The following is an 18,799-nucleotide window of genomic DNA, read 5'->3' as shown; positions in this document are numbered from 1 at the left end:
GGGGCCAATTTCCCGGTACTTTTCGTCAGCCGGTCATTGTCCGGCGCCGCCTTCTCGCGACCGCCGCGGCGAGTTCGAGTTCCCGGCTGGACGTGTCCAGCACATCGCCGAGCCACTGTCGCCAATACGGGCCGGGAATGCGTTTTCCTCGCTCCCAGCGCGAAATCTCTTCTCGGGTCACGCTGTCGTTGCCGGAGCGGGTGTGCAGCTTCGCGACCAGGTCACCTTGTGACCATCCTTTCGCGATTCGTTGTCCGGTGAGCAATTCGCACAGCGGGGTCGCTTCCCCGCCTTCGCTGTTCGCGATCACGACCGTACCTTTCTCGTACTGGCGGGGCGCTCTCAGCCGGCTGGTCGTACGCAGCCGAAGTCGGCCTTGTTGTCGTCGGTGTCGCGGCTGACGGCGTTCCTCGCCTGGGCGAGCCCGGGACAGGGGACGGCGGCCTGGTTCTCGCGGCAGGGCGACGACGGCGCCCATCCGACGCTGTCGACCTTGGCTCCGCGCCGGTCCAGCAGGATCTCGCCGTCACCGGCGATCGTCTCGACGACCAGCTGCCGCACCGGCCCGCCGAAGCCCTGCGCGGTGATGAGGAAGTGTTCACCGGCGGGGAGCTCGCTCCCGGCGGGCATGGTGGCCAGTTCGACCGGCGCGGCCCCGCCCGTGCACGCCTGGACGGACCAGCCGCCGATGTCGAGGGTGGTGGCGCCGGTGTTGCGGAGGTCGATGTAGCCCGCCGGGCCGCCGAGCACCCCGTGGATCTTGGCCGACGAAGACCGGACGGTGTCCGGGACGGGGGTTCCGGCGAGCGCGAGGAGCAGGAAAAGGGAACCTGGCTTCGTCATGACAGCAACGCTAGGAAAACGATCTCGGTGCCACAGGATACGGCGGGTACCGAAGCTCGTCCGGTCTCGGTACTTCCGGTACATCGCTCACCCGGCCGGTCTAGCGCCGGTACCCGGCCAGCCCATCCGCGGTGTGCAACTCGCCTTCGCACGGAGCCGTCTCCAGCCGCGGCATCGGGTTGCCGCCCGGCCGGAACCGCAGGGTCCGGAACAGGTCGCGCCTGCTGCCGAAACCCAGCTTCTGCAGGATCCGGCTGACGTAGTTCTTCACGGTCTGCGTCGCGAGGTGCAGTTCTTCGGCGATCTCGTCGTTCGACCACCGGTAGAGGATCAGCGCGAGGATCTCCTCTTCCCGTCTGGTCATCGCGCTCGCGTAGTGCACGGCCTCGGTGACCGCCGGCGGTGTTCCGCCCGCCTGAAGGCACACACGCTGCCCGGCGAGCGTGGAGCGCACCGCCGACATCACCTGGCCGCCGCTCGCCGACTTGTGCACGAAGCTGTCGGCGCCCGCGTTCAGCGCCATGGCGATGGCCGATGGCGACGAATCACCGGCGAAGACCAGCACGGTCGCCCGTTCGAACTGTTCCTTCACGAACCGGCAGATCGCGGTCCCGGCGGGCTCACCCCAGATCGACAGCTCGGTGATGACCATGTCGGGATGGCGTTTTTCGCACTGCCACAACGCTTCCGGCTCGCTCGCGGCTTCGGCCACCGCCCCCACCCCGCCGAATCCCGCAACAATCTGCTGAGCGCGTATCTGATGAGGGGCTGATCGTCTACAACGAGCGTGGTGACGCGGTTCATGGTTCCCCTTGGGTATCGACGGGCGCCCGGTGTGGCCCGGGCCGTGCGGTCGGGCCACACCGGGCGGCGCTCGCATTCGCCGATAACGGGTTCGCTCGCTCGGGCGATCCGTCGAACCGACCGTCGCGGCGACGTCGGTACTCATTTTCCGCCGAATCCTCTTTCGTCGCGGTCCGGCATTGATCTTCCCGCTTATCCGCGCGAGTGAGGACCATCAATCGGGTGACACGGGCGAAAAGCCGCCACGCGGGGCGCCGGATTTGGGCCGGACGGCGGAACGGGGATACAGATTCCGAACGCGCCGCACCGGACACGTGGAAAGCCGCACCTCGTTGTGTCGCCGGGCCGCCTTGGAGAAGGATGATCCCACGGGTTCCGGCTCGAACCGGTGCGCGCTGTACCGGCCTGGTCGATTTCGTCGGAAAACCCGATGGCGGCCGATATCACCTTCGTGAAGTCGTTTTTCCCCGGCTCGCTCCGGTGGCCGCGGAATTCGCCGATGGTCCATTGTGGACGACCGGTTCGGCCGATCCGAGGCGCCGCCGCTGCCCGCCGGGAGCCGCGTGCGAGGCTGTAGGCCGTTGGTGTGAGAGAAAGGTCAAGCCCGTCATGGACGACTCTTACCGCCTGGAGGCAGGCTCCCCGTCGGTCGAGGACTATCTGCGGCTGCGCCGCGAGGCAGGCCTCAGCGAACCGCCCGAGGAGCAGGCCGAGCGCGGGATCGACGGGGCTTGGGCGTCGGTGCGGGTGATCCACCGGCCCACCGGCGAGACCGTCGGGATGGGCCGGGTGATCAGCGACGGCGGGTGGTACTTCCACATCGTCGACATGGCCGTGCTCCCCGCCCATCAGCGGCGCGGCATCGGGGACGCCGTACTCGAAGCCCTTCTGGCCGGGATCGATGCCGTGGCACCGGGCGCCTATGTCACTTTGCTCGGCGATCCCCCCGGATGGCGGCTCTACGAACGCCACGGGTTCGTCGAGACCGCTCCCGGGACCATCGGCATGCGGCGCCGAAACGCCTGATGAAACCGTGGCGGGGGATGCCATTTCGCACTGCCCTGGAATCGTTCGGCGATATCGGCGCCGGGCTGAATAGGCGAAATGGCCTCACTGATTGCGCCTTTTACCGGGCTCCGGCGCGCATCCGGTAATTGCGGCGCACGCTGGTTCCCTTGCTGAGGTCGGCGCCGTACACGTGCAGCGTGATGGCGACGGTGTCGCCCGCGTTGCGCACCTGGTGGATGTCGTCGGGCGGCGCGACGCCGCTCACCGAGCCCGCCGGGCGTTGCCGCTGCGCCGTCCGGACCAGCCGGTCGCCGTCGATGTCGAAGATGTTCTCGGTCTCGGTTCCTTGGAGGACAAGGAAAGTGCACCACACCAGGTGGTCGTGGATCTCGGTGAGCTGGCCGGGCCGCCAGACCAGCGCGACGATCGAAAAGGCGGACTCGGCGTGCAGCGTGGTGCGTGTGTATCCCTCGGGGGAACCGGCGCGTTCCGCCGTGGTGAGCAGCCGCGGAGTCGGCCGGAGTTCGGTGAGAACGGTCGCCGCGGCCTGTGCGGTGACAAGGGGTTCGGACGGTTTCCCGGTGCATTGGCGCAGACGTTTTATCAGCTCCGGGAGGCCGGGCCTGAGCGTGGTGACGGTCATTTTCGTGCTCCCTTCTCGTCGCTTCTCATCGTGGCCCGCAGTCCGATCGGCGTCCAATGACGATGTTCTTTCCTTCGTATGGATATTCTTTATCCATGCTGAATCTGGTGCAGCTCACGGTGCTCGCTGCCGTCGCCCGGCACGGTTCGATGACCGCGGCGGCGAAGGAACTGCACTACACGCAGCCGGCGGTGAGCCATCACCTCGCGAGGTTGGAGGCCGCGACGGGCGCGAAGCTGGTCCAGCGCGCCGGCCGCGGCATCCGGCTCACTCCCGAAGGGGAACTGCTCGCCGCCCGCGCGGCCGAGATCGTCGGCCGGGTCGAAGGCGCCGAGGCCGAGCTGGCGGCGCAGGTGGGCTTGCGCGCCGGACGGGTCCGGCTGGCGGGGTTCCAGTCGATCCTGAGCACCATCGTCCCCGAGGCGGCCGCCGCGCTGGCCCGTGCCCATCCCGGACTCGAATTGGGTCTGGTGGACGAACATCCGGGCGAGGCGCTGCGCATGCTGCGGGAGGGGCGGATCGACGTCGCCCTGATCTTCCGGTACCCCGACACGCCACGCGAGGAGCGGGGGCTCCGGCTGGTGCATCTTCTGGAGGACCCGATCTATCTGCTCACCAGCGAACCGGGGCAGACCATCGCCGATCATCGCGACTCGACCTGGATCGGCGGCTGCGCCCGATGCCAGGACGAACTCGTCACGATCTGCGGGCGGGCCGGGTTCGCCCCGCGTATCTCGATGGTCAGCGACGACATGGTCGTCATGCAGGCACTGGTCGCGGCCCGGATGGGTGTCACCACCCTGCCCCGGCTGGCGCTGCGCGCGCATCGGATGCCCGGTGTCCACGCCACCGAACTGGCCGAAGACCCCCGTCAGATCTACGCCGTCACCTACGGAGACCCGCCCGACCCGCCCGCCGCGGCCGCGCTGATCGACGCCCTTCAGGCCAGCATCCGGGCTTAGCGGGGTACGGGAAGGCCCCATTCCTGTACCCAGGCGCAAGGAAGGGGGCCTTCACGCGCCAGTGTGGCCGGTGCCGCGGTCTCGGCTCACCTCGCCTGATCAACGTCCGCGCACACGTCGCGAAAGCCACTTTCGCGACACGCCTCCAGCGCTCACCCCGCCTGATCGCGGAGCCGCAGGACCCGTTCGACGAAAGCCCCTGCCGCCAACAGTTTCCGGTCTTCGCCGAGCATGCCGTCGAGTGCCAGCCCGGCGGGCAGCCCGTCGCGTGCGCGCCCCATCGGGACGGTCAGGCCCGGGAATCCCGCGATGCTGCCGGGCTGGCAGTTGCGGATGAAGGTGGGGAAGGTCGGGACCTCGCGTCCGCGGTGAACGAAACTCCCGACGGCCGAGAACTCCCGGGCCGTCGCCGGTGTGGTGGGGAAGGCCAGCGCGTCGATGCCGCTCTCGTCGAAGATCTTCGCGTACGCGCGGCGCAAGGCGGACCGGGTGGCGAGGGCCGCTTCGTAGACGGGCGGCTCGACGCCCGGCACGACCGCCTCGGTGAAGATCGCCCGGACGTCGGGCGCGGCGATCTCGCGAACGAGCCGCTCGAACGAGACGTCGGGTACGTACTCGGCGAGGTAGGACCGGAGCCCGGTGCCCGCTTCGTGGATCACCAGCGGCATTCCCTGATCGGCGACGAGTTCGGCGAGGGGCGTGTCGTCGAGCGGCACCAGGGTGACGCCTGCCGCGTCCAGGGTGGCGAGCGCGGCCTCCCAGAGTTCTTCGACGTCTTCGGACAGGTCGCCGGTCAGGAAACCGTGCGGCACACCGAGCCGGATCGGCGGGCGGTCGATCAGGGGTTCCGGCTCTTCCGCCGCGAGAACCGCGTCGAGGAGCGCGAGATCGGCGACCGTGCGGGCGATCGGCCCGGCCGTGTCCCGTGTGCTGCTCAACGGTGTCATCCCGTCGGACGGGTACCGGCCCGTGGTGGGCCGGAAACCGCAGACCCCGTTGAGCGCGGCGGGAACGCGGGCCGAACCACCGGTGTCGGTGCCGAGACCGGCGGGCACGATGCCCGCCGCGACGGCGACCGCGGTCCCGCCGCTGCTGCCGCCGGCGAACCGGGACGGGTTCAGGGCGTTGCGCACCGGGCCGAGCGGGGTCGTGTCGCAGGTGATGCCGAGGGCGAGCTCGTGCATGGTCGCCTTGCCGACGACGACGGCGCCCGCTTCGGCCAGCCGCCGGACCACGGTCGCGTGCTCGCGCGGAACGTGCCGCGCCAGGGCCGGGGTCCCCGCGGTGCTCGGCATCCCCGCGACGTGGATGTTGTCCTTGACCACCAACGGGATCCCGCTGAGCGGACCCGACGGAGCGGCGGCGTGATCGTGCGGCGCCAGATGGCAGATCGCGTTGAGATGCCGCACTTCCGCCGCTCGGGCGCGGCTGCCCGCGACGCTCCAGGGTTCGCTCACGGCGGCAGCTTAGCGACCACGATCGCCGATGAGGACCATCATTTCGCCGTCCCTTCGGAGCAGTCGGTCAGGGGCTCGGTTCGGCGCGGTAGCCGTCGATCCGGGCGAGCAGGTCGCGGGCCGCCGGATCGGCGTGTCCGCGCAGGAGGGCCGCCAGCGGCGCGAGCCGGTCCTTGATACGGGTGGAGCCGAGGCCGCGCGCGAGGTCCAGCGCCTCGGTGCCGGTGCGGACGGCTTCGTCGAAATCGCCCTGGAGCGCGTGGTTCTGCGCGAGCATGGTCAAGGTGAGCGCGAGGCTGCGGGACATTTCGGCGCCGTAGCCGCCGACGGCGTCGCTCAGCCGCACGATCGCCTCCTCGCTGTGCCGGGAGGAGACCGTCCTGGCCAATTCGGTCAGGACGGTCCCTCGCATCGCGGCCATGTCCGTGGTGCCGAAGAACGCTTCCCAAGGGCGTGCCGCCGCCCAGCTGTCCGCGCACTCGAACTGACACTCCGCCCTTGCCAGGCTCGCGAGAGCGGCGCGCTCGTCGGCCGCCTTGGCCAGCGCCCAGGCCTCGTTGATCGTCAGGATCGCTTGTGCCCGCAGGGAACCGGAGCGGTGGGCGGCGGCTTGGCCTTGGCGGAGATGGTCCAGCCCGCCCTCGACGTCGTCATGGTGCAGCGCCATCCTGCCGAGGCGGTAACAGATGTTGGCCATCAGATTGTCGTTGCCCGCCGCGGCGGCGAGACCGAGCGCGCGGTCGAACCGGAGCCGCGCCGGAACGCGGCGGCCGATGTCGAATTCCGTCCAGCCGAGCAGATTGTGCAAATCGGCGAGCACGGTCAGCAACCGTGATCGGAGCCCGCCGGGTACCGCGCCCCAATTGAGCAGCAGGCTCACCGACTTCACCACTCGCACCGCGTCGTGGGAAAAGGCGCCGCCCTGCCGATAGTCCAAGGCGCGCAGGACATCGACCGCGTTTTCGAGACATTCGACGTCGGCGGTGCCGATGCGGTCCGGCGGGTCGCCTTTTCCTGCAGTTGTCATGGACTCACCTCACGCAAGTCATGGCTCGGTCACCGGCTACCCGGGGCCGCCTCGTTCGAAACCGGCCGTCACTCCCCGGGGTTCTTGATTTGACCCGTTCCAAAGACGCTCTTATCGTCCTTGGTGATGTCCGAATTCGAGGCACAGCTGCGAGCGGTTTCGCTGCGCGTGACTCGGCCCCGGCTGGCCGTGCTCGCGGCGCTGCGCGATCATCCGCACGTCGACACCGAAACGGTGATAGCGCTGGTGCGGGCCGACCTTCCCACGGTCTCCCACCAGGCGGTGTACGACGTGCTGCGGGCACTCACCGAAACCGGTCTGATCCGGCGTATCCAGCCCGCCGGCACGCTCGCCCGGTACGAGACCCGGGTGGGGGACAACCATCACCATGTCGTGTGCCGTTCCTGCGGTGCGATCGCGGACGTCGACTGCGCCGTCGGCCATGCCCCCTGTCTCACCGCTTCGGGCGATCACGGATTCGTGGTCGACGAGGCGGAGGTCGTCTACTGGGGCCTGTGCCCCGGCTGCGCGGCCGACTCTGTCCAGCGATGAATTCGCCTGCCCGGAAGGAAAGAAATGAGTGACAACCCGGAGAAGGGCTGCCCGGTGGCCCACGACTCCGTGACCGCGCACGGAAGCGAGAGCGAGAACCCGGCGATCGATTCGCCGACGCCGAAGCAAGGCGGCCGCCCGCGCACCAACAAGGACTGGTGGCCGAACCAGCTCGACCTCTCGGTGCTGCACGTCCACTCGTCGAAGTCCAACCCGCTCGGCGCGGACTTCAGCTACGCCGAGGAGTTCGCGAAGCTCGACGTCGAGGCGCTCAAACGGGACATCGTGGAGGTGCTCACCACCTCGCAGGACTGGTGGCCCGCCGACTTCGGCCACTACGGCGGCCTGATGATCCGGATGAGCTGGCACGCCGCGGGCACCTACCGCATCCACGACGGCCGCGGCGGGGCCGGTGACGGCGCGCAGCGGTTCGCCCCGCTCAACAGCTGGCCCGACAACGCCAACCTCGACAAGGCGCGGCGGCTGCTGTGGCCGGTCAAGGAGAAGTACGGCCAGCGGATCTCGTGGGCCGACCTGCTCGTGCTCGCCGGGAACGTCGCGCTGGAGTCGATGGGGTTCAAGACCTTCGGCTTCGGTTTCGGCCGCGTGGACACCTGGGAGCCCGAAGAGATCTTCTGGGGCCCGGAAGACACCTGGCTCGGTGACGAGCGCTACGCGAGCGACACCGAGATGGTCTCGGACGTCGGCGCGACCGAGATGGGCCTCATCTACGTCAATCCCGAGGGCCCCCGCGGCAACGCCGACCCCGCCGCGGCGGCGCATTTCATCCGCGAGACCTTCGCCCGGATGGCGATGAACGACGAGGAGACCGTCGCGCTCATCGCCGGGGGCCACACCTTCGGCAAGACCCACGGCGCCGGGATCGCCGACGACCACGTCGGCCCGGAGCCCGAAGCCGCCCCGCTCGAGACGCAGGGCCTCGGCTGGCTGAGCACCCACGGCAGCGGCAAGGGCGCCGACGCGATCACCAGCGGTCTGGAGGTGACGTGGACCGACAAGCCGACGCAGTGGAGCAACCGGTTCTTCGAGATCCTCTTCGGGTACGAATGGGAGCTCACCACGAGCCCCGGCGGCGCCAAGCAGTACGTCGCCAAGGACGCCGAGGCGATCATCCCGGACGCCCACGACCCGGCCAAGAAGCACAAGCCGACCATGCTCACCACGGATCTGGCGCTGCGCGTCGACCCGGAGTACGAGAAGATCTCGCGCCGTTTCCTGGAGAACCCGGACGACTTCGCGCTCGCGTTCGCCAAGGCCTGGTACAAGCTGCTGCACCGCGACATGGGCCCGGTCAGCCGCTTCCTGGGGCCGTGGGTGCCCGAACCGCAGCTGTGGCAGGACCCGGTGCCGGACGTCGACCACGAGCTCGTGGGGGACGCCGACATCGCCGCGCTCAAGACGAAGGTGCTCGAGTCCGGGCTCACGGTCGCCCAGCTGGTCGGCACCGCGTGGGCGTCGGCGGCCAGTTTCCGGTCCACCGACAAGCGCGGCGGCGCGAACGGTGCCCGGATCCGGCTGGCGCCCCAGCGTGACTGGGCGGTCAACCAGCCGGAGCGGCTCGCAAGCGTGCTGGAGACCCTGGAGGGCATCCAGCGCGAGTTCAACGACGCCGGTGGCGCCAAGATCTCGCTGGCCGACCTGATCGTGCTGGCGGGCACGGCCGCCGTCGAGAAGGCCGCGCGCGACGCCGGCACCGAGGTGAACGTGGCGTTCCACCCGGGCCGCACCGACGCCACCCAGGAGGACACCGACGTCGAGTCGTTCGCGCTGCTCGAACCGCGGGCCGACGGGTTCCGCAACCACCTGCGCCCCGAGGAGAAACTGCAGCCGGAGGTCCTGCTCGTCGAGCGGGCCTACATGCTCGACCTGACCGCGCCCGAGATGACCGTCCTCGTCGGCGGCCTGCGCTCGCTCGGGATCACCGCCCCCGACAGCCGGCACGGCGTCCTCACCGACCGGCCCGGCGTGCTCACCAACGACTTCTTCACCAACCTCCTCTCCCCGGGCACCCGGTGGAAGGTGTCGGAGTCCGAGGAGAACGTGTACGAGATCCGCGACGCCGCCACGGACGCGGTGAAGTGGACGGCCACCGCGGTCGACCTCGTCTTCGGCTCGAACTCCCAGCTGAGGGCGCTTTCCGAGGTCTACGCGGGTCAGGCGGGGCGGGAGCGGTTCGCCGCGGACTTCGCCAAGGCGTGGACCAAGGTCATGGAACTGGACCGGTTCGACCTCGGCTGACGCGGCTCGTCCGTCAAGGGTGCTTTTCGGTGGCTGTGTCGCGAAAGCCACTTTCGGGACGTCACACGTCACGAAAGTGGCTTTCGCGACGTTCCCGCGTCAAGGGGTGTCGAGCTCCGTATGCCGGGTGGCCAGGGTGCGGGCGACTTCGGCGAGTTTGACGTTGAGGTCCTGGGATGTCCGGCGCAGCAGGTCGAAGGCCTCGTCGGCGGTCAGGCCACGGCGTTGCATCAGGATCCCCTTCGCCTGGCCGATGACGTCACGCGATTCGACGGCCCGCCGGAGATGGCTCGTCTCCAGCTCCGCCCGGCTCACGGCGGCGGTGCTCGCCAGCGCGAGTGAGCCGTGGGTGGCCAGCAGGAGTGCGGTGTCCTGGGCCCGCGAGTCGAGGGCGCCGGGGCGGTGGCTGTAGATGTTCAGCGCACCGGGCACCCTGGGCGGGCGCGCGTCGGGCACCAGCACGGTGGACAGGATCGCGGTGTACCCGTGCCGCACGGCCGCCGCGGAGAAGTCCGGCCACCTCTTCTCCGCCTTCAGATCCTCACTGCGGATGTAGCCGGGGCTTCCGCGGTCGGCCGCGTCGACGCAGGGTCCCGTTCCGGCGCGGTACTGCACCTCGTCGAGTTCCAGCGCCACCTCGCCGGTCGAAACCGGGGTGTGAAAGGTCCCGTCCGGGGCACGGAGGGTGACCGACACCAGATCCGCGCCCGGGACCACCCGATACGCGGCGGCGACGACCTGTTCGAGGACCTGGGCCGGTGTCGAAGCGGCCAGCAGCAGGCGCGTGAGTTCGACGAACTGGCCTGCCAGCGGGCCCGACGGGGCGTACTCGCCGGAGCCGAATTCGTCCTTGTCGCGTTGCCACAGTCCTTCGTCCGCCATCAGCTGACCATCCCAGTCGGGGTTCGGTGTCCTTCGCCGGATACCCGGTGGCGTCGTCGGCCAACCCTTGACCGTCCTAAGTGGACGGTTCCACTCGCTTGCGGAGAAGGCAGAAGACGTTTCCTTCGGGGTCGGCGAGCACGTGCCACGACTCTTCCCCCGTCTGGCCGACGTCGGCGGGCCGTGCTCCGGCGGCGAGCAACCGCTCCAGTTCCGCATCCTGGTCGCGGTCGGTCGGGTTCACGTCGATGTGCAGGGGGAGCTTGCCCGGTTTCGGATCGTCGCTGCGGCTGAGGATCAACGTGGGCTGCGGGCCGCCGAAGCCGACTCCGGGCGGGCCGATCTCGATGTCTTCGCCGTCTTTGCCGATCTCGACGTACCCGAGCACTTCGCACCAGAACGCCGCCATCCGGACCGGATCGGCGCAGTCGAGGATGAGTTCGGTGATACGGCAGGCCATGCGGCGAGGATAGCCCGTTCCCGAACCGAGGACCGGCGCGACGGTTGCGGACCGGACCGCACCCTTCTACCGTCGATGGATGGCGATCGACTCCGAAGCCGGGCAGGCCGCTCCTCTCGTCGTGGCCGAGACGGCTCGCTCCGCAGCAGCGATCACCGTCGAAGTGGCGGGTGACATCGACATTTCGACCAGCCCGCGGCTCCGGGCGGAGCTGTTCGAGCTGCTGGCGGACGGCCCCGGCACCGCGGTGATCGACATGACCGGTGTCGGCTTCTGCGATTCGTCGGGGCTTTCCGTGCTGGTGCAGCTGAACCGGCACTGCCAGGAGTCCGGGATCGAGCTGAGTTTCGTGCCCTCCAAGGTCTTGCGCCGAGCCATCGAGCTCACCGGGCTCTTGCCGACGCTGAAGATCGCAAGCCGTTAAGCGACGACGCGGACCGTTCCCAGCTCGGAATCCGCGGCGTCGTAGATGAACATGCCCGTCCGGACGCCGGTGTGGAGATAGTCGACGATCGCGTCGGTGAACACCTCACCGGGAGCGATCGCAGGCACCCCGGGCGGATAGGGGCTGATCATCTCCGCGCTGACACGTCCCTCGGCCTTGTCCAGCGGCACCCGCTCGGCGTCGGCGAAGAACGCGTCGCGGGGCAGCATCCGCGTTTCCAGCGTCAGCTCCGCCCCGGAAGGCAGGTCGACCGGCGGGCGCCGCTCGAAGCCATGCTCCGTCAACCCCCGCAAGCCGTGCAGCAGGGCGGAAACGGTGTCCTCGTCGTCGGCGTGGGTGACCTGCACCGCGATCCGCCGGTGATCGGACAACCCCGTGTGCAGATGGCGTTCGGCGAGATGGTCGGCCGCCTGGTACCCGGTGATGCCGAGCCCGGCGACGTCGATCACGATCTTGAGGGGGTCGTGTTCGAAGGCGAGTGGATGGAACTCCTCCGCCAGCGCGTGCAGGCCGGGGATGCCTTCGATCTCTTCGCGGGCCCGGGCGGCCAACGTCAGCGCCTTGCTCAGCAGTTCTCCGCCGTGCTCGACCATCTGCCTGCGCCAGCCGTCCAGGGAGGCGTACAGCAGGGCGGAAGTGCTCGTCGTGCCCAGCAGGTCCTCCCTGGCCTTGAGCAGATCCGGGGAAACCCGGTCACCCCGCAGGTGGAACACCGAGGCCTGCTCCAGCCCGCCGCCCATTTTGTGCGTGCTCGTGACGCACAGATCGGCTTCCCCGTCCATCGCCCAGGTCGGCAGGTCGTCGTGGAACGGGTAGTGCGCGCCCCACGCCTCGTCGACGATCAGCGGCTTGTCGGCGTCGTGCAGGACACGGGCGACGCCCCGGATGTCGGCGCAGGTGCCGTAGTCGGTCGGCGTGATCAGCAGCATGCCTTTGACGTCGGGAGCTTCCGCCAGCGCCGCCTGGGTCTCTTCCGGGCCGGGAGGATGCGCCAGATGGCGCTCCTCGTCGTACCGGGGGCGCACCCAGACCGGATGCACCCCGCTGATCACCAGGCCGGCGACGACGGATTTGTGGGCGTTGCGGGACACCAGGAGCCGTTCGCCGGGACCGGCGACGGCGAGCATGGCGCTCTTGACCGAAAGCGAACTCCCGCAGGTGGAGAAGAAAGTGTGCTCCGCGTCCACCGCGTCGGCCATCAGCTCCTGCGCCCGGCTGAGGACGCCACGCGACATCCGGCGGTCGTCCAAACCGTTGAGGGCGAGCAGATCCGACGCGAACGCGTCGTGGCCGAGCAGGTCCAGCACGCGGGGATCCGCCCCGCGGCCTTGTTTGTGGCCAGGCGGGGTGAAGGCCAGCCCGCCCGCGCGGCGATAGGACTCGATGGCTTCCAGCACCGGGGCGCGCGAGTGGTCCATCCTGCCTCCGATCAGCGGCCGAGGGCGTTCTGCAGTTCCTTCTTGGTCATGCTTGAACGGCCCTTGATGTTGCGCTTCTTGGCCTCGTTGTAGAGCTGGTCCTTGGTCGGCCCGCCGGGACCCTTCCGGTTGCCGGACCGTTGCCCGCCGCGCTTCTGCGGGGAGGTGTCCTTCGTCGAACTCTTGCTGGCCGTCTTCGATTCACCTGATCGCGCGCGGTTCTTGTTGACCGTGCGTGCGGCGATCTCCTCGGCGCGGCCGGTGCTCGCGCCGCGTTTCTTCTGCGACGACTTGATGTGCTCGTACTGACGTTCGCGTTTGTCGCTCCAGCTCTGTTCAGGCACGGCTCCTCCTTCGTCGTGACCTGCGGATACCCCTTCGATCCGCTGGTAATCCAAAGATCACCCGTCCAGGTCGACGCGCGGACCGATGTTTGCCCTGGCCGGTCACCGGGTATCAATCCGGTGACGAACGGACGGACCCATGTCAGTCCACAAGGGACGGAGGTTGGTTCGATGAGTGCGCCCTTCCTCACGGAAGGCGACACCCGGCTCGTCTCAGGGGAGCCGAGGATGCCCGCCCCTCGGGACCGCCGGACGCGGCGGAAGGACGACTACTCGCATTGCCGCGCATGGTTCGACGAACTGGCCGCCTTGCCCGGCGGTCACCCGGACCGGCGGCGCCTGCGGGAACGCCTGATCCTCGAACTGCTGCCGGTCGCCGAGCACATCGCCGTCCGGTTCAGCGGGCGGGGCCAGCCGAGGGAAGACCTGATCCAGGTCGCGCGGATCGGCCTGATGAAGGCCGTGGACCGGTTCGATCCCGCGCAGGGCGGGGATTTCCTGGCGTACGCGGTGCCGACGGTCATGGGCGAGGTGCGGCGGTTCTTCCGCGACACCGGCTGGGCGGTGCACGTCCCGCGCGGAATGCAGGAACTGCGCACCCGGCTTACGCGGGCGACGACGGAACTGACCCAGACCCTCGGCCGCGCGCCGACCCCGTCCGAGCTCGCCGGGCATCTCGACGTGGACGTCGAAACCGTCCGTGACGGCCTGCTCGCCGCGAACAGCTACCAGACTTCGTCCCTCGACCGGCCGGTCAACGACGGCGAGGGCTCGCTTCCCCTGTCGGATGTGATGGGGGAACTGGATTCCCGGTTCGAGCACATCGAGGACCGGCACACCGTGGTCCCGCTGCTCCGGCGGCTGCCGGAACGGGAGCGGGCGATCGTCACGATGCGGTTCTTCGAGGGGATGACCCAATCGCAGATCGCCGAACGCGTCGGTATCTCCCAGATGCACGTTTCCCGCCTGCTCACGAAGATCCTGCAGGATCTGCGCGGCGATCTCACCGGCTGAACGGGCGCGAGCCGCGATCACCCGCCGGGCAGGACACGGAAATCCGGCGGGGTGAGCTGCCCGGCGCGATGGTCGTCCTCGCGGACGGCCTCGACGAAGCGCGCGACCTCGGCGGGGCGTGGTGTGGCGGACTTCCCGCCCAGGTAGCGGAGGACGATGAGGTCCTCGCCGGAATGGGTCTCGATCGCCACACCCCACCCGCGGACCTCGTCCCACAGCAGGGCGACGTCGCGTTCCGGATGGGTGGCGAGCCGCTCGTCGAGCGCGACATACGCCGACACCGGGTCGTCGAGGTCGACGGTGCAGGACTCGAGGCCGACGCCGAGGGCCTTGGTGATCTCGCCGAGATAGCCCCATACGGCGTCACGGGTGTGGGGGTGGCGGACCGGCATGGTGAGCAACGAGGATTCCCTTTCTTCCCCGGTCTCGTCCGGTGCGGGGCCCGGCGGCCCCGCACCGGAGAGGACACTCAGGCCTGGATCTCCTTGCGGTCGGACGTGGCGCCGGAGATTTCGATGCGCCGCGGCTTGGCCTTCTCGGCGATGGGGATGCGCAGGGTCAGCACGCCTGCTTCGTATCCGGCCGCGATGTGGTCGGTGTCGAGGGCGTCGCCGAGGAACAGCTGGCGGGAGAAGACGCCGAGCGGGCGCTCGGAGACCTGCATCTGGACGTCCTTGCCGGGCGCGGGCCGCCGCTCCGCCTTGACCGTCAGGACGTTGCGCTCGACGTCCAGCTCGATGGCGTCCGCGGCCACGCCGGGAAGGTCGAAGCAGACGACGAACTCGTCGCCGTCGCGGTAGGCGTCCATCGGCATGGTGGCCGGCTTGGACCAGGTTCCCGGGGTCGCGGTGCCGAACATCTGCTGGGTCAGCCGGTCGAACTCGCGGAACGGGTCGGTGCGCATCAACATCGGGTTCCACCTCCTGGGGTCGTTGTCTCTGGTGTCAACACGCACTACTGTTCTAACATGTCATCGAAACGATGACAACTGCCGAGTCGTCGATGGGATGACAATGATGGACGAAGACCCCTCCCGGACCGTGCGCGCGGTGCGCGACGTCGTGGCAGAGGCCCGTTCCGGCGTCACGGAACCGGAGCGGCTGCTGGCGGCTTTGGCGGCGCTGAGAGAGGTCCGTGAACAGCTGGCCGCCTGGGAACCGGAGCTGATCGCGGCCGCTCGCGCGGGCGGGACCAGCTGGACGGCGCTCGCCCCGGCGCTGGGGGTCGCGAGCCGTCAGGCCGCGGAGCGGCGGTTCCTGCGGTTGCGCCCGTCCGTCAGTGGTGAGAGCACGGGCGAGGCCAGGGTCGACGCGGAACGCGACCGGCGGGCGGGCGACCGCGCGGTCGCCGAGTGGGCCCGGCGTAATTCGGCGATCCTGCGGCAACTCGCCGGCCAGGCCGGCGCGCTGCCCGGGCTGGACGCCGAGGCAAGGGAAAGCGCGGACAGGCTGAGCGCCGTGCTCGGCGAGGACGACGTCACCGGTCTCCTCGCCCCGCTGGCCGACCTGCGCGCCCGATTGCCCCGCGAGCACACCGGCTTCGCCGAACGGCTCGGGGAGATCGGCATGTACACCGAGCAGGTCCGGCGGGACGCCGTCGTCGACCGGCGGGATCGCCAATCCTCACGGTGAAGCCGCGGTGGCAGTGTCGCGAAAGCCACTTTCGGGACATCAGACGTCGCGAAAGTGGCTTTCGCGACGCGTCCGACCGGGCAGAGGCGTCGGCGAGGTGGTGAAGGCCTCCTTCGCTACCTTCAGGGTAGGGAAGGAGGCCTTCACGGACAGCGCGTTACTGGCAGGCTTCGCAGTCCGGGTCGTCGATGCGGCAAGCGGCGCCGTCGGTGAGCGGGAAGTCGAAATCGTCGAGCGCGGGGACGGCCAGAGCGGTCTCTTCCGGCGTGGCGGTGGCGGACATGTCTCTCCCTCGGTACGGAACGGGTCTCATCTCTCTGTAGCGCTGAAGATCGCCGGTCATTCCGTGACCCGCGCCACAGGGATCAGGCCGTCCGGAACAGCGTCTCCGCGTCGTCCACCGCCTTGGCGAGGACGTCGGGATCCGCGCGCAAACCGGTGAGGATCGCGTCCATCCCGCGCAAGTCCGCGCGCCGCAGCAGGCGTTTCTCGTTGGTGACCCACTCGCCGCGGGCCGCGAGGACCGCGTGCGCCGTCTCCATGGCGGCGGTGGCCAGCGCACCCGCGACCTCCGTGGCCTGCCCGCGCGGGACGAAGGCGCCGCGGGCGTACCGCAGCGTCAGCCCGGCGCGGCCCCGCCACATCTCCGGGGCCGTCTCCCGCAACGCTTCCGGGTAGTCCGGTCGGGGCAGGTCGCCGCGCAGCACGCGGTTGACCGCGAGTTCCGCGACGGGCAGATAGCTCGGCACACCCGCGAGGTGGAACATCAGCGGCTCCCAATGGAACCGGCCTTGCCGTGCTTCGGCGAGATGGTGTTCGACGGCGTCGAGGTCGCGGTAGTGGACGTCGACGTGCCTGCCGTCGATCGTGAGCCAGGCGCCGCCGTTGAACACGCCACCGCCCCAGGCGCCGATCTCGGAGACTTCGCCGTCCCAGCCGACGGCGCGCAGGTCGGCCGGGTCGAAGCCGCCGCGGTAGTAGACGGCGAAATCCCAGTCGCTGCCGGGACCGTGGGTGTCCTGGGCGCGGGATCCGCCGAGCGTGACGGCGTGCACGGCGGGCAGTGCGGCGAGGCCGTCGGCCACGTGGGCGAGAAAAGTGTCGTCGTTCATCGCGGGAAGATCGTAAAGCCTTGCCCCGCGCGGAAGCGACGGGTTTTTGAGCGCGCGAGCCCGTGCCGTCGCCCGTACGCTCGGACGATGACCACGATCCCAGGACGGCTCCGCGCGCCGCTGGCGTTCCTCCCGTTCCTGGCGGCGGTCGCGGTGGTGGCGGTCGTCGGCGGGCTCGCCGCGGCCGGCGCCCGATCCGTCTACAGTGGACTCGAACTGCCGTCGTTCGCGCCGCCCGCCTGGCTGTTCGGTCCGGTGTGGACGGTCCTGTACCTCGCGATCGCGGTGGCGGGCTGGCTGTACTGGAAATCCGGCGGCGACCGCCGGGCCCTGGCCTGGTACGCGGGGCAACTGGTCCTGAACGCCGCTTGGACGCCGCTGTTCTTCGCGGCGGGCGCGTACGGCTTGGCGCTGGTGGACATCGTCCTGCTCGATGTCGCGATCGTCGTCACCGCGCTGTATTTCCGCCGGTCTTCCCGGGTCTCGGCCGCGTTGCTGGTGCCGTACCTCGCCTGGACGCTGTACGCGACCGCGCTCACCGCCGCGATCGTCGTGCTCAACTGACCCCGATCGGCAGGGTGGCGGCCACTCCCTTGGCGTGCCTGCCGTCGAGCCGGTCCAGGGTGATCCCGCCGCGGCGCGCGGCGAGTTCCAGGTCCCGCACCGCGTGGTCGACCGCCTGAGCCCCCGCGGCCGCGATCCGGATCGCGGCGCTGACGCCGGGTTCGGTCTCGGCGGCGCCCCGGCGCGCGGTCACGGCCAGGGTCACCGCGGATCCGGGGGCCGCGGCGAGCAGACGGCGTGACAGATCCGCCGCGAGCACCGGGGGAAGCGCGTCCCAGCCGTCGAGGCGGAACGTGGCCTGGCAGATCTGCCCGCTGTGCCAGAACCGCCAGTCTTCACGGATCCGCGCCCGGCCCGCCGTGACGTGCGCGAGCGACGCGAGCGTGCCGAGGACCTCGTTTTCGCTGAGCGCCCGCACCGGCAGGCCGTCGCGGCGAAGCTGCCGCCGCACGCGCCGGACCGTGTTCCCGAGTGCCTGCCGCACATCGGCGTCGCGGTGGACGTCGGCGGTGCGCAGGGCCTGCAGCGCGACCCAGCCCCGCGGCGGCCGCGAGCGGTCCGCGCCGATGTGGTGGATGACCTGCGCGGCGACGTCCAATGCCTGCTCGCGTGACGGCGGAAGCAAGGTCTCCGGCGACGGCATCGGCTGCTCGCGCGCGGCGGATTTCGGTTGCAGCACAGCGGTGATCCCGTCGGCGCGGCTGACCATGAACACCGGCTCGTCGCCGATCTCGCCGGTGATCCCGGTCGCTTCCGGCGACAGCAGGCGCAGCAGCGCCCGGCCCGCCTCGCCCGCGTGCCGGAGATCCCGGTCGCGGTCGCGGGTCAGGTAGCCCGACGCCGAACCGAGCCAGGCGTAGAGCCAGCGTCCGCGAATCCGCACGGCGGTGAGCGCGAGGACCACCACGGCGGCGGTGACCACCGCGGCCGCCAGCGGCCAGGGCCGCCCCGCCACCAGGACGAGCGCGACGAGGACGAGCTGCCAGCAGACGATCTGCGCCACCCCGATCCCGCCGATCCGGCCGGGCCGCCGTCCTCGGCCGGGCGACGGCGGATTCGGCCGCGGCGGGCCGGGCGCAGGAGCGGCGACGGGCGCCGCCGCGGACCAGCGCGGCCGCTGCTCCGCCTGCCGAGCCGCCGTGAGCGCGGCCAGCGCGGCTTCACGGGCGGCGGCCCGCGCGGCGGGCGCGGCGTAGGCGAGCGGATCGGCCACGGCCTGGGCCCGCGGCACGGCCGGGGCGAAATGCGGAAGCGGTGGCGGCGGTGCGGAGTACCGCCCGTCCGCCCTCGCCGCGCCGAGATCGGTCATCGTCCTGCCTCCTCGAACCGGGTCCGCCCGAGCCTTCCCGGCGAACATGAGGTTTCGATGACACG

Annotated in this window: 23 protein-coding genes; 8 read left to right on the top strand and 15 right to left on the bottom strand. The window is 70.1% G+C overall.

Features of this window, described 5'->3' with window-relative positions; all coding sequences use genetic code 11:
• Nucleotides 1–25: 25 nt before the first annotated feature.
• The 3 genes from MJQ72_RS30330 to MJQ72_RS30320 form a co-directional block, all read right to left on the bottom strand.
• Nucleotides 26–310 carry a helix-turn-helix transcriptional regulator gene (locus MJQ72_RS30330; protein ID WP_240594471.1) on the bottom strand — a complete coding sequence of 95 codons (285 nt, stop codon included), beginning with the start codon at nucleotides 308–310 and terminating at the stop codon, nucleotides 26–28.
• 32 nt (nucleotides 311–342) lie between these two features.
• Entirely contained in the window at nucleotides 343–843 is a 501-nt protein-coding gene (locus tag MJQ72_RS30325; protein WP_240594470.1) for a lamin tail domain-containing protein, read from the bottom strand.
• A gap of 100 nt (nucleotides 844–943) precedes the next feature.
• Nucleotides 944–1,555, bottom strand: a complete 612-nt coding sequence (locus MJQ72_RS30320) for a response regulator transcription factor (protein WP_240594469.1) — start codon at nucleotides 1,553–1,555, stop codon at nucleotides 944–946.
• 701 nt (nucleotides 1,556–2,256) lie between these two features.
• Between MJQ72_RS30320 and MJQ72_RS30315 the strand changes: the two genes are divergently transcribed.
• The gene (locus MJQ72_RS30315) at nucleotides 2,257–2,673 is read left to right on the top strand and encodes a GNAT family N-acetyltransferase (protein WP_240594468.1); all 417 of its coding nucleotides are present in this window, start codon (nucleotides 2,257–2,259) and stop codon (nucleotides 2,671–2,673) included.
• 100 nt (nucleotides 2,674–2,773) lie between these two features.
• On the opposite strand, the gene MJQ72_RS30310 is transcribed toward MJQ72_RS30315, so the two are convergent.
• The gene (locus MJQ72_RS30310) at nucleotides 2,774–3,298 is read right to left on the bottom strand and encodes a cysteine dioxygenase family protein (RefSeq protein WP_240594467.1); all 525 of its coding nucleotides are present in this window, start codon (nucleotides 3,296–3,298) and stop codon (nucleotides 2,774–2,776) included.
• Between the two features lie 95 nt (nucleotides 3,299–3,393).
• Between MJQ72_RS30310 and MJQ72_RS30305 the strand changes: the two genes are divergently transcribed.
• A complete protein-coding gene (locus MJQ72_RS30305; RefSeq protein ID WP_240594466.1) occupies nucleotides 3,394–4,260 on the top strand; it encodes a LysR family transcriptional regulator in 867 nt (288 codons plus the stop codon).
• A 152-nt stretch (nucleotides 4,261–4,412) separates the two neighbouring features.
• Here the strand turns inward: MJQ72_RS30305 and MJQ72_RS30300 are convergent, their stop codons facing one another.
• Together MJQ72_RS30300 and MJQ72_RS30295 are read right to left on the bottom strand one after the other, a co-directional pair.
• A complete protein-coding gene (locus MJQ72_RS30300) occupies nucleotides 4,413–5,717 on the bottom strand; it encodes an amidase family protein (RefSeq protein WP_240594465.1) in 1,305 nt (434 codons plus the stop codon).
• 67 nt (nucleotides 5,718–5,784) lie between these two features.
• Nucleotides 5,785–6,744 carry a hypothetical protein gene (locus tag MJQ72_RS30295; protein WP_240594464.1) on the bottom strand — a complete coding sequence of 320 codons (960 nt, stop codon included), beginning with the start codon at nucleotides 6,742–6,744 and terminating at the stop codon, nucleotides 5,785–5,787.
• A 126-nt stretch (nucleotides 6,745–6,870) separates the two neighbouring features.
• On the opposite strand from MJQ72_RS30295, the gene MJQ72_RS30290 reads away from it, so the two are divergent.
• Entirely contained in the window at nucleotides 6,871–7,296 is a 426-nt protein-coding gene (locus MJQ72_RS30290) for a Fur family transcriptional regulator (RefSeq protein WP_240594463.1), read from the top strand.
• Nucleotides 7,297–7,320: 24 nt separating this feature from the next.
• A complete protein-coding gene (gene katG / locus MJQ72_RS30285; protein ID WP_240594462.1) occupies nucleotides 7,321–9,555 on the top strand; it encodes a catalase/peroxidase HPI in 2,235 nt (744 codons plus the stop codon).
• 99 nt (nucleotides 9,556–9,654) lie between these two features.
• On the opposite strand, the gene MJQ72_RS30280 is transcribed toward katG, so the two are convergent.
• Nucleotides 9,655–10,437, bottom strand: a complete 783-nt coding sequence (locus MJQ72_RS30280; protein WP_240594461.1) for a GAF and ANTAR domain-containing protein — start codon at nucleotides 10,435–10,437, stop codon at nucleotides 9,655–9,657.
• A 76-nt stretch (nucleotides 10,438–10,513) separates the two neighbouring features.
• On the bottom strand, nucleotides 10,514–10,897 hold the full coding sequence (locus MJQ72_RS30275) for a VOC family protein (protein WP_037342001.1): 384 nt from the start codon (nucleotides 10,895–10,897) through the stop codon (nucleotides 10,514–10,516).
• Nucleotides 10,898–10,976: 79 nt separating this feature from the next.
• Between MJQ72_RS30275 and MJQ72_RS30270 the strand changes: the two genes are divergently transcribed.
• Nucleotides 10,977–11,321, top strand: coding sequence for an STAS domain-containing protein (locus tag MJQ72_RS30270; RefSeq protein WP_240594460.1), 345 nt, complete (start codon nucleotides 10,977–10,979; stop codon nucleotides 11,319–11,321).
• Here MJQ72_RS30270 and MJQ72_RS30265 read toward each other — a convergent pair.
• Both MJQ72_RS30265 and MJQ72_RS30260 read right to left on the bottom strand, forming a co-directional pair.
• A complete protein-coding gene (locus MJQ72_RS30265) occupies nucleotides 11,318–12,760 on the bottom strand; it encodes an aminotransferase class I/II-fold pyridoxal phosphate-dependent enzyme (RefSeq protein WP_240594459.1) in 1,443 nt (480 codons plus the stop codon). The two genes, MJQ72_RS30270 and MJQ72_RS30265, sit on opposite strands and share 4 nt — an antisense overlap.
• Nucleotides 12,761–12,771: 11 nt before the next feature.
• Nucleotides 12,772–13,104, bottom strand: coding sequence for a plasmid stabilization protein (locus MJQ72_RS30260; RefSeq protein ID WP_240594458.1), 333 nt, complete (start codon nucleotides 13,102–13,104; stop codon nucleotides 12,772–12,774).
• Between the two features lie 228 nt (nucleotides 13,105–13,332).
• Between MJQ72_RS30260 and MJQ72_RS30255 the strand changes: the two genes are divergently transcribed.
• A complete protein-coding gene (locus MJQ72_RS30255) occupies nucleotides 13,333–14,118 on the top strand; it encodes a SigB/SigF/SigG family RNA polymerase sigma factor (RefSeq protein WP_240601455.1) in 786 nt (261 codons plus the stop codon).
• Nucleotides 14,119–14,135: 17 nt separating this feature from the next.
• On the opposite strand, the gene MJQ72_RS30250 is transcribed toward MJQ72_RS30255, so the two are convergent.
• Together MJQ72_RS30250 and MJQ72_RS30245 are read right to left on the bottom strand one after the other, a co-directional pair.
• Nucleotides 14,136–14,510, bottom strand: a complete 375-nt coding sequence (locus tag MJQ72_RS30250; RefSeq protein WP_240601454.1) for a DUF6292 family protein — start codon at nucleotides 14,508–14,510, stop codon at nucleotides 14,136–14,138.
• A gap of 77 nt (nucleotides 14,511–14,587) precedes the next feature.
• A complete protein-coding gene (locus MJQ72_RS30245) occupies nucleotides 14,588–15,028 on the bottom strand; it encodes an Hsp20/alpha crystallin family protein (protein ID WP_240594457.1) in 441 nt (146 codons plus the stop codon).
• A 106-nt stretch (nucleotides 15,029–15,134) separates the two neighbouring features.
• Here MJQ72_RS30245 and MJQ72_RS30240 point away from each other — a divergent pair, with 106 nt between their 5' ends.
• Complete coding sequence (locus MJQ72_RS30240) at nucleotides 15,135–15,749, top strand: HSP18 transcriptional regulator (protein WP_240594456.1); 615 nt, start codon at nucleotides 15,135–15,137, stop codon at nucleotides 15,747–15,749.
• Between the two features lie 157 nt (nucleotides 15,750–15,906).
• On the opposite strand, the gene MJQ72_RS44705 is transcribed toward MJQ72_RS30240, so the two are convergent.
• The gene (locus tag MJQ72_RS44705; RefSeq protein WP_007031507.1) at nucleotides 15,907–16,032 is read right to left on the bottom strand and encodes a hypothetical protein; all 126 of its coding nucleotides are present in this window, start codon (nucleotides 16,030–16,032) and stop codon (nucleotides 15,907–15,909) included.
• Nucleotides 16,033–16,114: 82 nt separating this feature from the next.
• Nucleotides 16,115–16,861 (bottom strand): nucleotidyltransferase domain-containing protein, encoded by a 747-nt coding sequence (locus MJQ72_RS30235; protein WP_240594455.1) that lies wholly within the window; start codon nucleotides 16,859–16,861, stop codon nucleotides 16,115–16,117.
• A gap of 87 nt (nucleotides 16,862–16,948) precedes the next feature.
• Here MJQ72_RS30235 and MJQ72_RS30230 point away from each other — a divergent pair, with 87 nt between their 5' ends.
• Nucleotides 16,949–17,425 (top strand): TspO/MBR family protein, encoded by a 477-nt coding sequence (locus tag MJQ72_RS30230; RefSeq protein ID WP_240594454.1) that lies wholly within the window; start codon nucleotides 16,949–16,951, stop codon nucleotides 17,423–17,425.
• On the opposite strand, the gene MJQ72_RS30225 is transcribed toward MJQ72_RS30230, so the two are convergent.
• On the bottom strand, nucleotides 17,418–18,734 hold the full coding sequence (locus tag MJQ72_RS30225; protein ID WP_240594453.1) for a type VII secretion protein EccE: 1,317 nt from the start codon (nucleotides 18,732–18,734) through the stop codon (nucleotides 17,418–17,420). The genes MJQ72_RS30230 and MJQ72_RS30225 overlap by 8 nt on opposite strands.
• Between the last annotated feature and the right edge of the window lie 65 nt (nucleotides 18,735–18,799).

Origin of the sequence: Amycolatopsis sp. EV170708-02-1 (assembly GCF_022479115.1) — a bacterium.
GTDB lineage: Bacteria > Actinomycetota > Actinomycetes > Mycobacteriales > Pseudonocardiaceae > Amycolatopsis.
The sequence above is the reverse complement of the archived record's forward strand: the minus strand, read 5'-3'. Positions and strand labels throughout refer to the sequence as shown.

Excerpts from the sequence above, each read along its gene's own strand:
- MJQ72_RS30325 (WP_240594470.1), bottom strand. The coding sequence starts at position 843 with ATGACGAAGCCAGGTTCCCTTTTCCTGCTCCTCGCGCTCGCCGGAACC.
- MJQ72_RS30315 (WP_240594468.1), top strand. The coding sequence starts at position 2,257 with ATGGACGACTCTTACCGCCTGGAGGCAGGCTCCCCGTCGGTCGAGGAC.
- MJQ72_RS30310 (WP_240594467.1), bottom strand. The coding sequence starts at position 3,298 with ATGACCGTCACCACGCTCAGGCCCGGCCTCCCGGAGCTGATAAAACGT.
- MJQ72_RS30305 (WP_240594466.1), top strand. The coding sequence starts at position 3,394 with ATGCTGAATCTGGTGCAGCTCACGGTGCTCGCTGCCGTCGCCCGGCAC.
- MJQ72_RS30295 (WP_240594464.1), bottom strand. The coding sequence starts at position 6,744 with ATGACAACTGCAGGAAAAGGCGACCCGCCGGACCGCATCGGCACCGCC.
- MJQ72_RS30290 (WP_240594463.1), top strand. The coding sequence starts at position 6,871 with ATGTCCGAATTCGAGGCACAGCTGCGAGCGGTTTCGCTGCGCGTGACT.
- katG (WP_240594462.1), top strand. The coding sequence starts at position 7,321 with ATGAGTGACAACCCGGAGAAGGGCTGCCCGGTGGCCCACGACTCCGTG.
- MJQ72_RS30280 (WP_240594461.1), bottom strand. The coding sequence starts at position 10,437 with ATGGCGGACGAAGGACTGTGGCAACGCGACAAGGACGAATTCGGCTCC.
- MJQ72_RS30275 (WP_037342001.1), bottom strand. The coding sequence starts at position 10,897 with ATGGCCTGCCGTATCACCGAACTCATCCTCGACTGCGCCGATCCGGTC.
- MJQ72_RS30270 (WP_240594460.1), top strand. The coding sequence starts at position 10,977 with ATGGCGATCGACTCCGAAGCCGGGCAGGCCGCTCCTCTCGTCGTGGCC.
- MJQ72_RS30265 (WP_240594459.1), bottom strand. The coding sequence starts at position 12,760 with ATGGACCACTCGCGCGCCCCGGTGCTGGAAGCCATCGAGTCCTATCGC.
- MJQ72_RS30255 (WP_240601455.1), top strand. The coding sequence starts at position 13,333 with ATGCCCGCCCCTCGGGACCGCCGGACGCGGCGGAAGGACGACTACTCG.
- MJQ72_RS30250 (WP_240601454.1), bottom strand. The coding sequence starts at position 14,510 with ATGCCGGTCCGCCACCCCCACACCCGTGACGCCGTATGGGGCTATCTC.
- MJQ72_RS30245 (WP_240594457.1), bottom strand. The coding sequence starts at position 15,028 with ATGTTGATGCGCACCGACCCGTTCCGCGAGTTCGACCGGCTGACCCAG.
- MJQ72_RS30240 (WP_240594456.1), top strand. The coding sequence starts at position 15,135 with ATGGACGAAGACCCCTCCCGGACCGTGCGCGCGGTGCGCGACGTCGTG.
- MJQ72_RS44705 (WP_007031507.1), bottom strand. The coding sequence starts at position 16,032 with ATGTCCGCCACCGCCACGCCGGAAGAGACCGCTCTGGCCGTCCCCGCG.
- MJQ72_RS30235 (WP_240594455.1), bottom strand. The coding sequence starts at position 16,861 with ATGAACGACGACACTTTTCTCGCCCACGTGGCCGACGGCCTCGCCGCA.
- MJQ72_RS30230 (WP_240594454.1), top strand. The coding sequence starts at position 16,949 with ATGACCACGATCCCAGGACGGCTCCGCGCGCCGCTGGCGTTCCTCCCG.
- MJQ72_RS30225 (WP_240594453.1), bottom strand. The coding sequence starts at position 18,734 with ATGACCGATCTCGGCGCGGCGAGGGCGGACGGGCGGTACTCCGCACCG.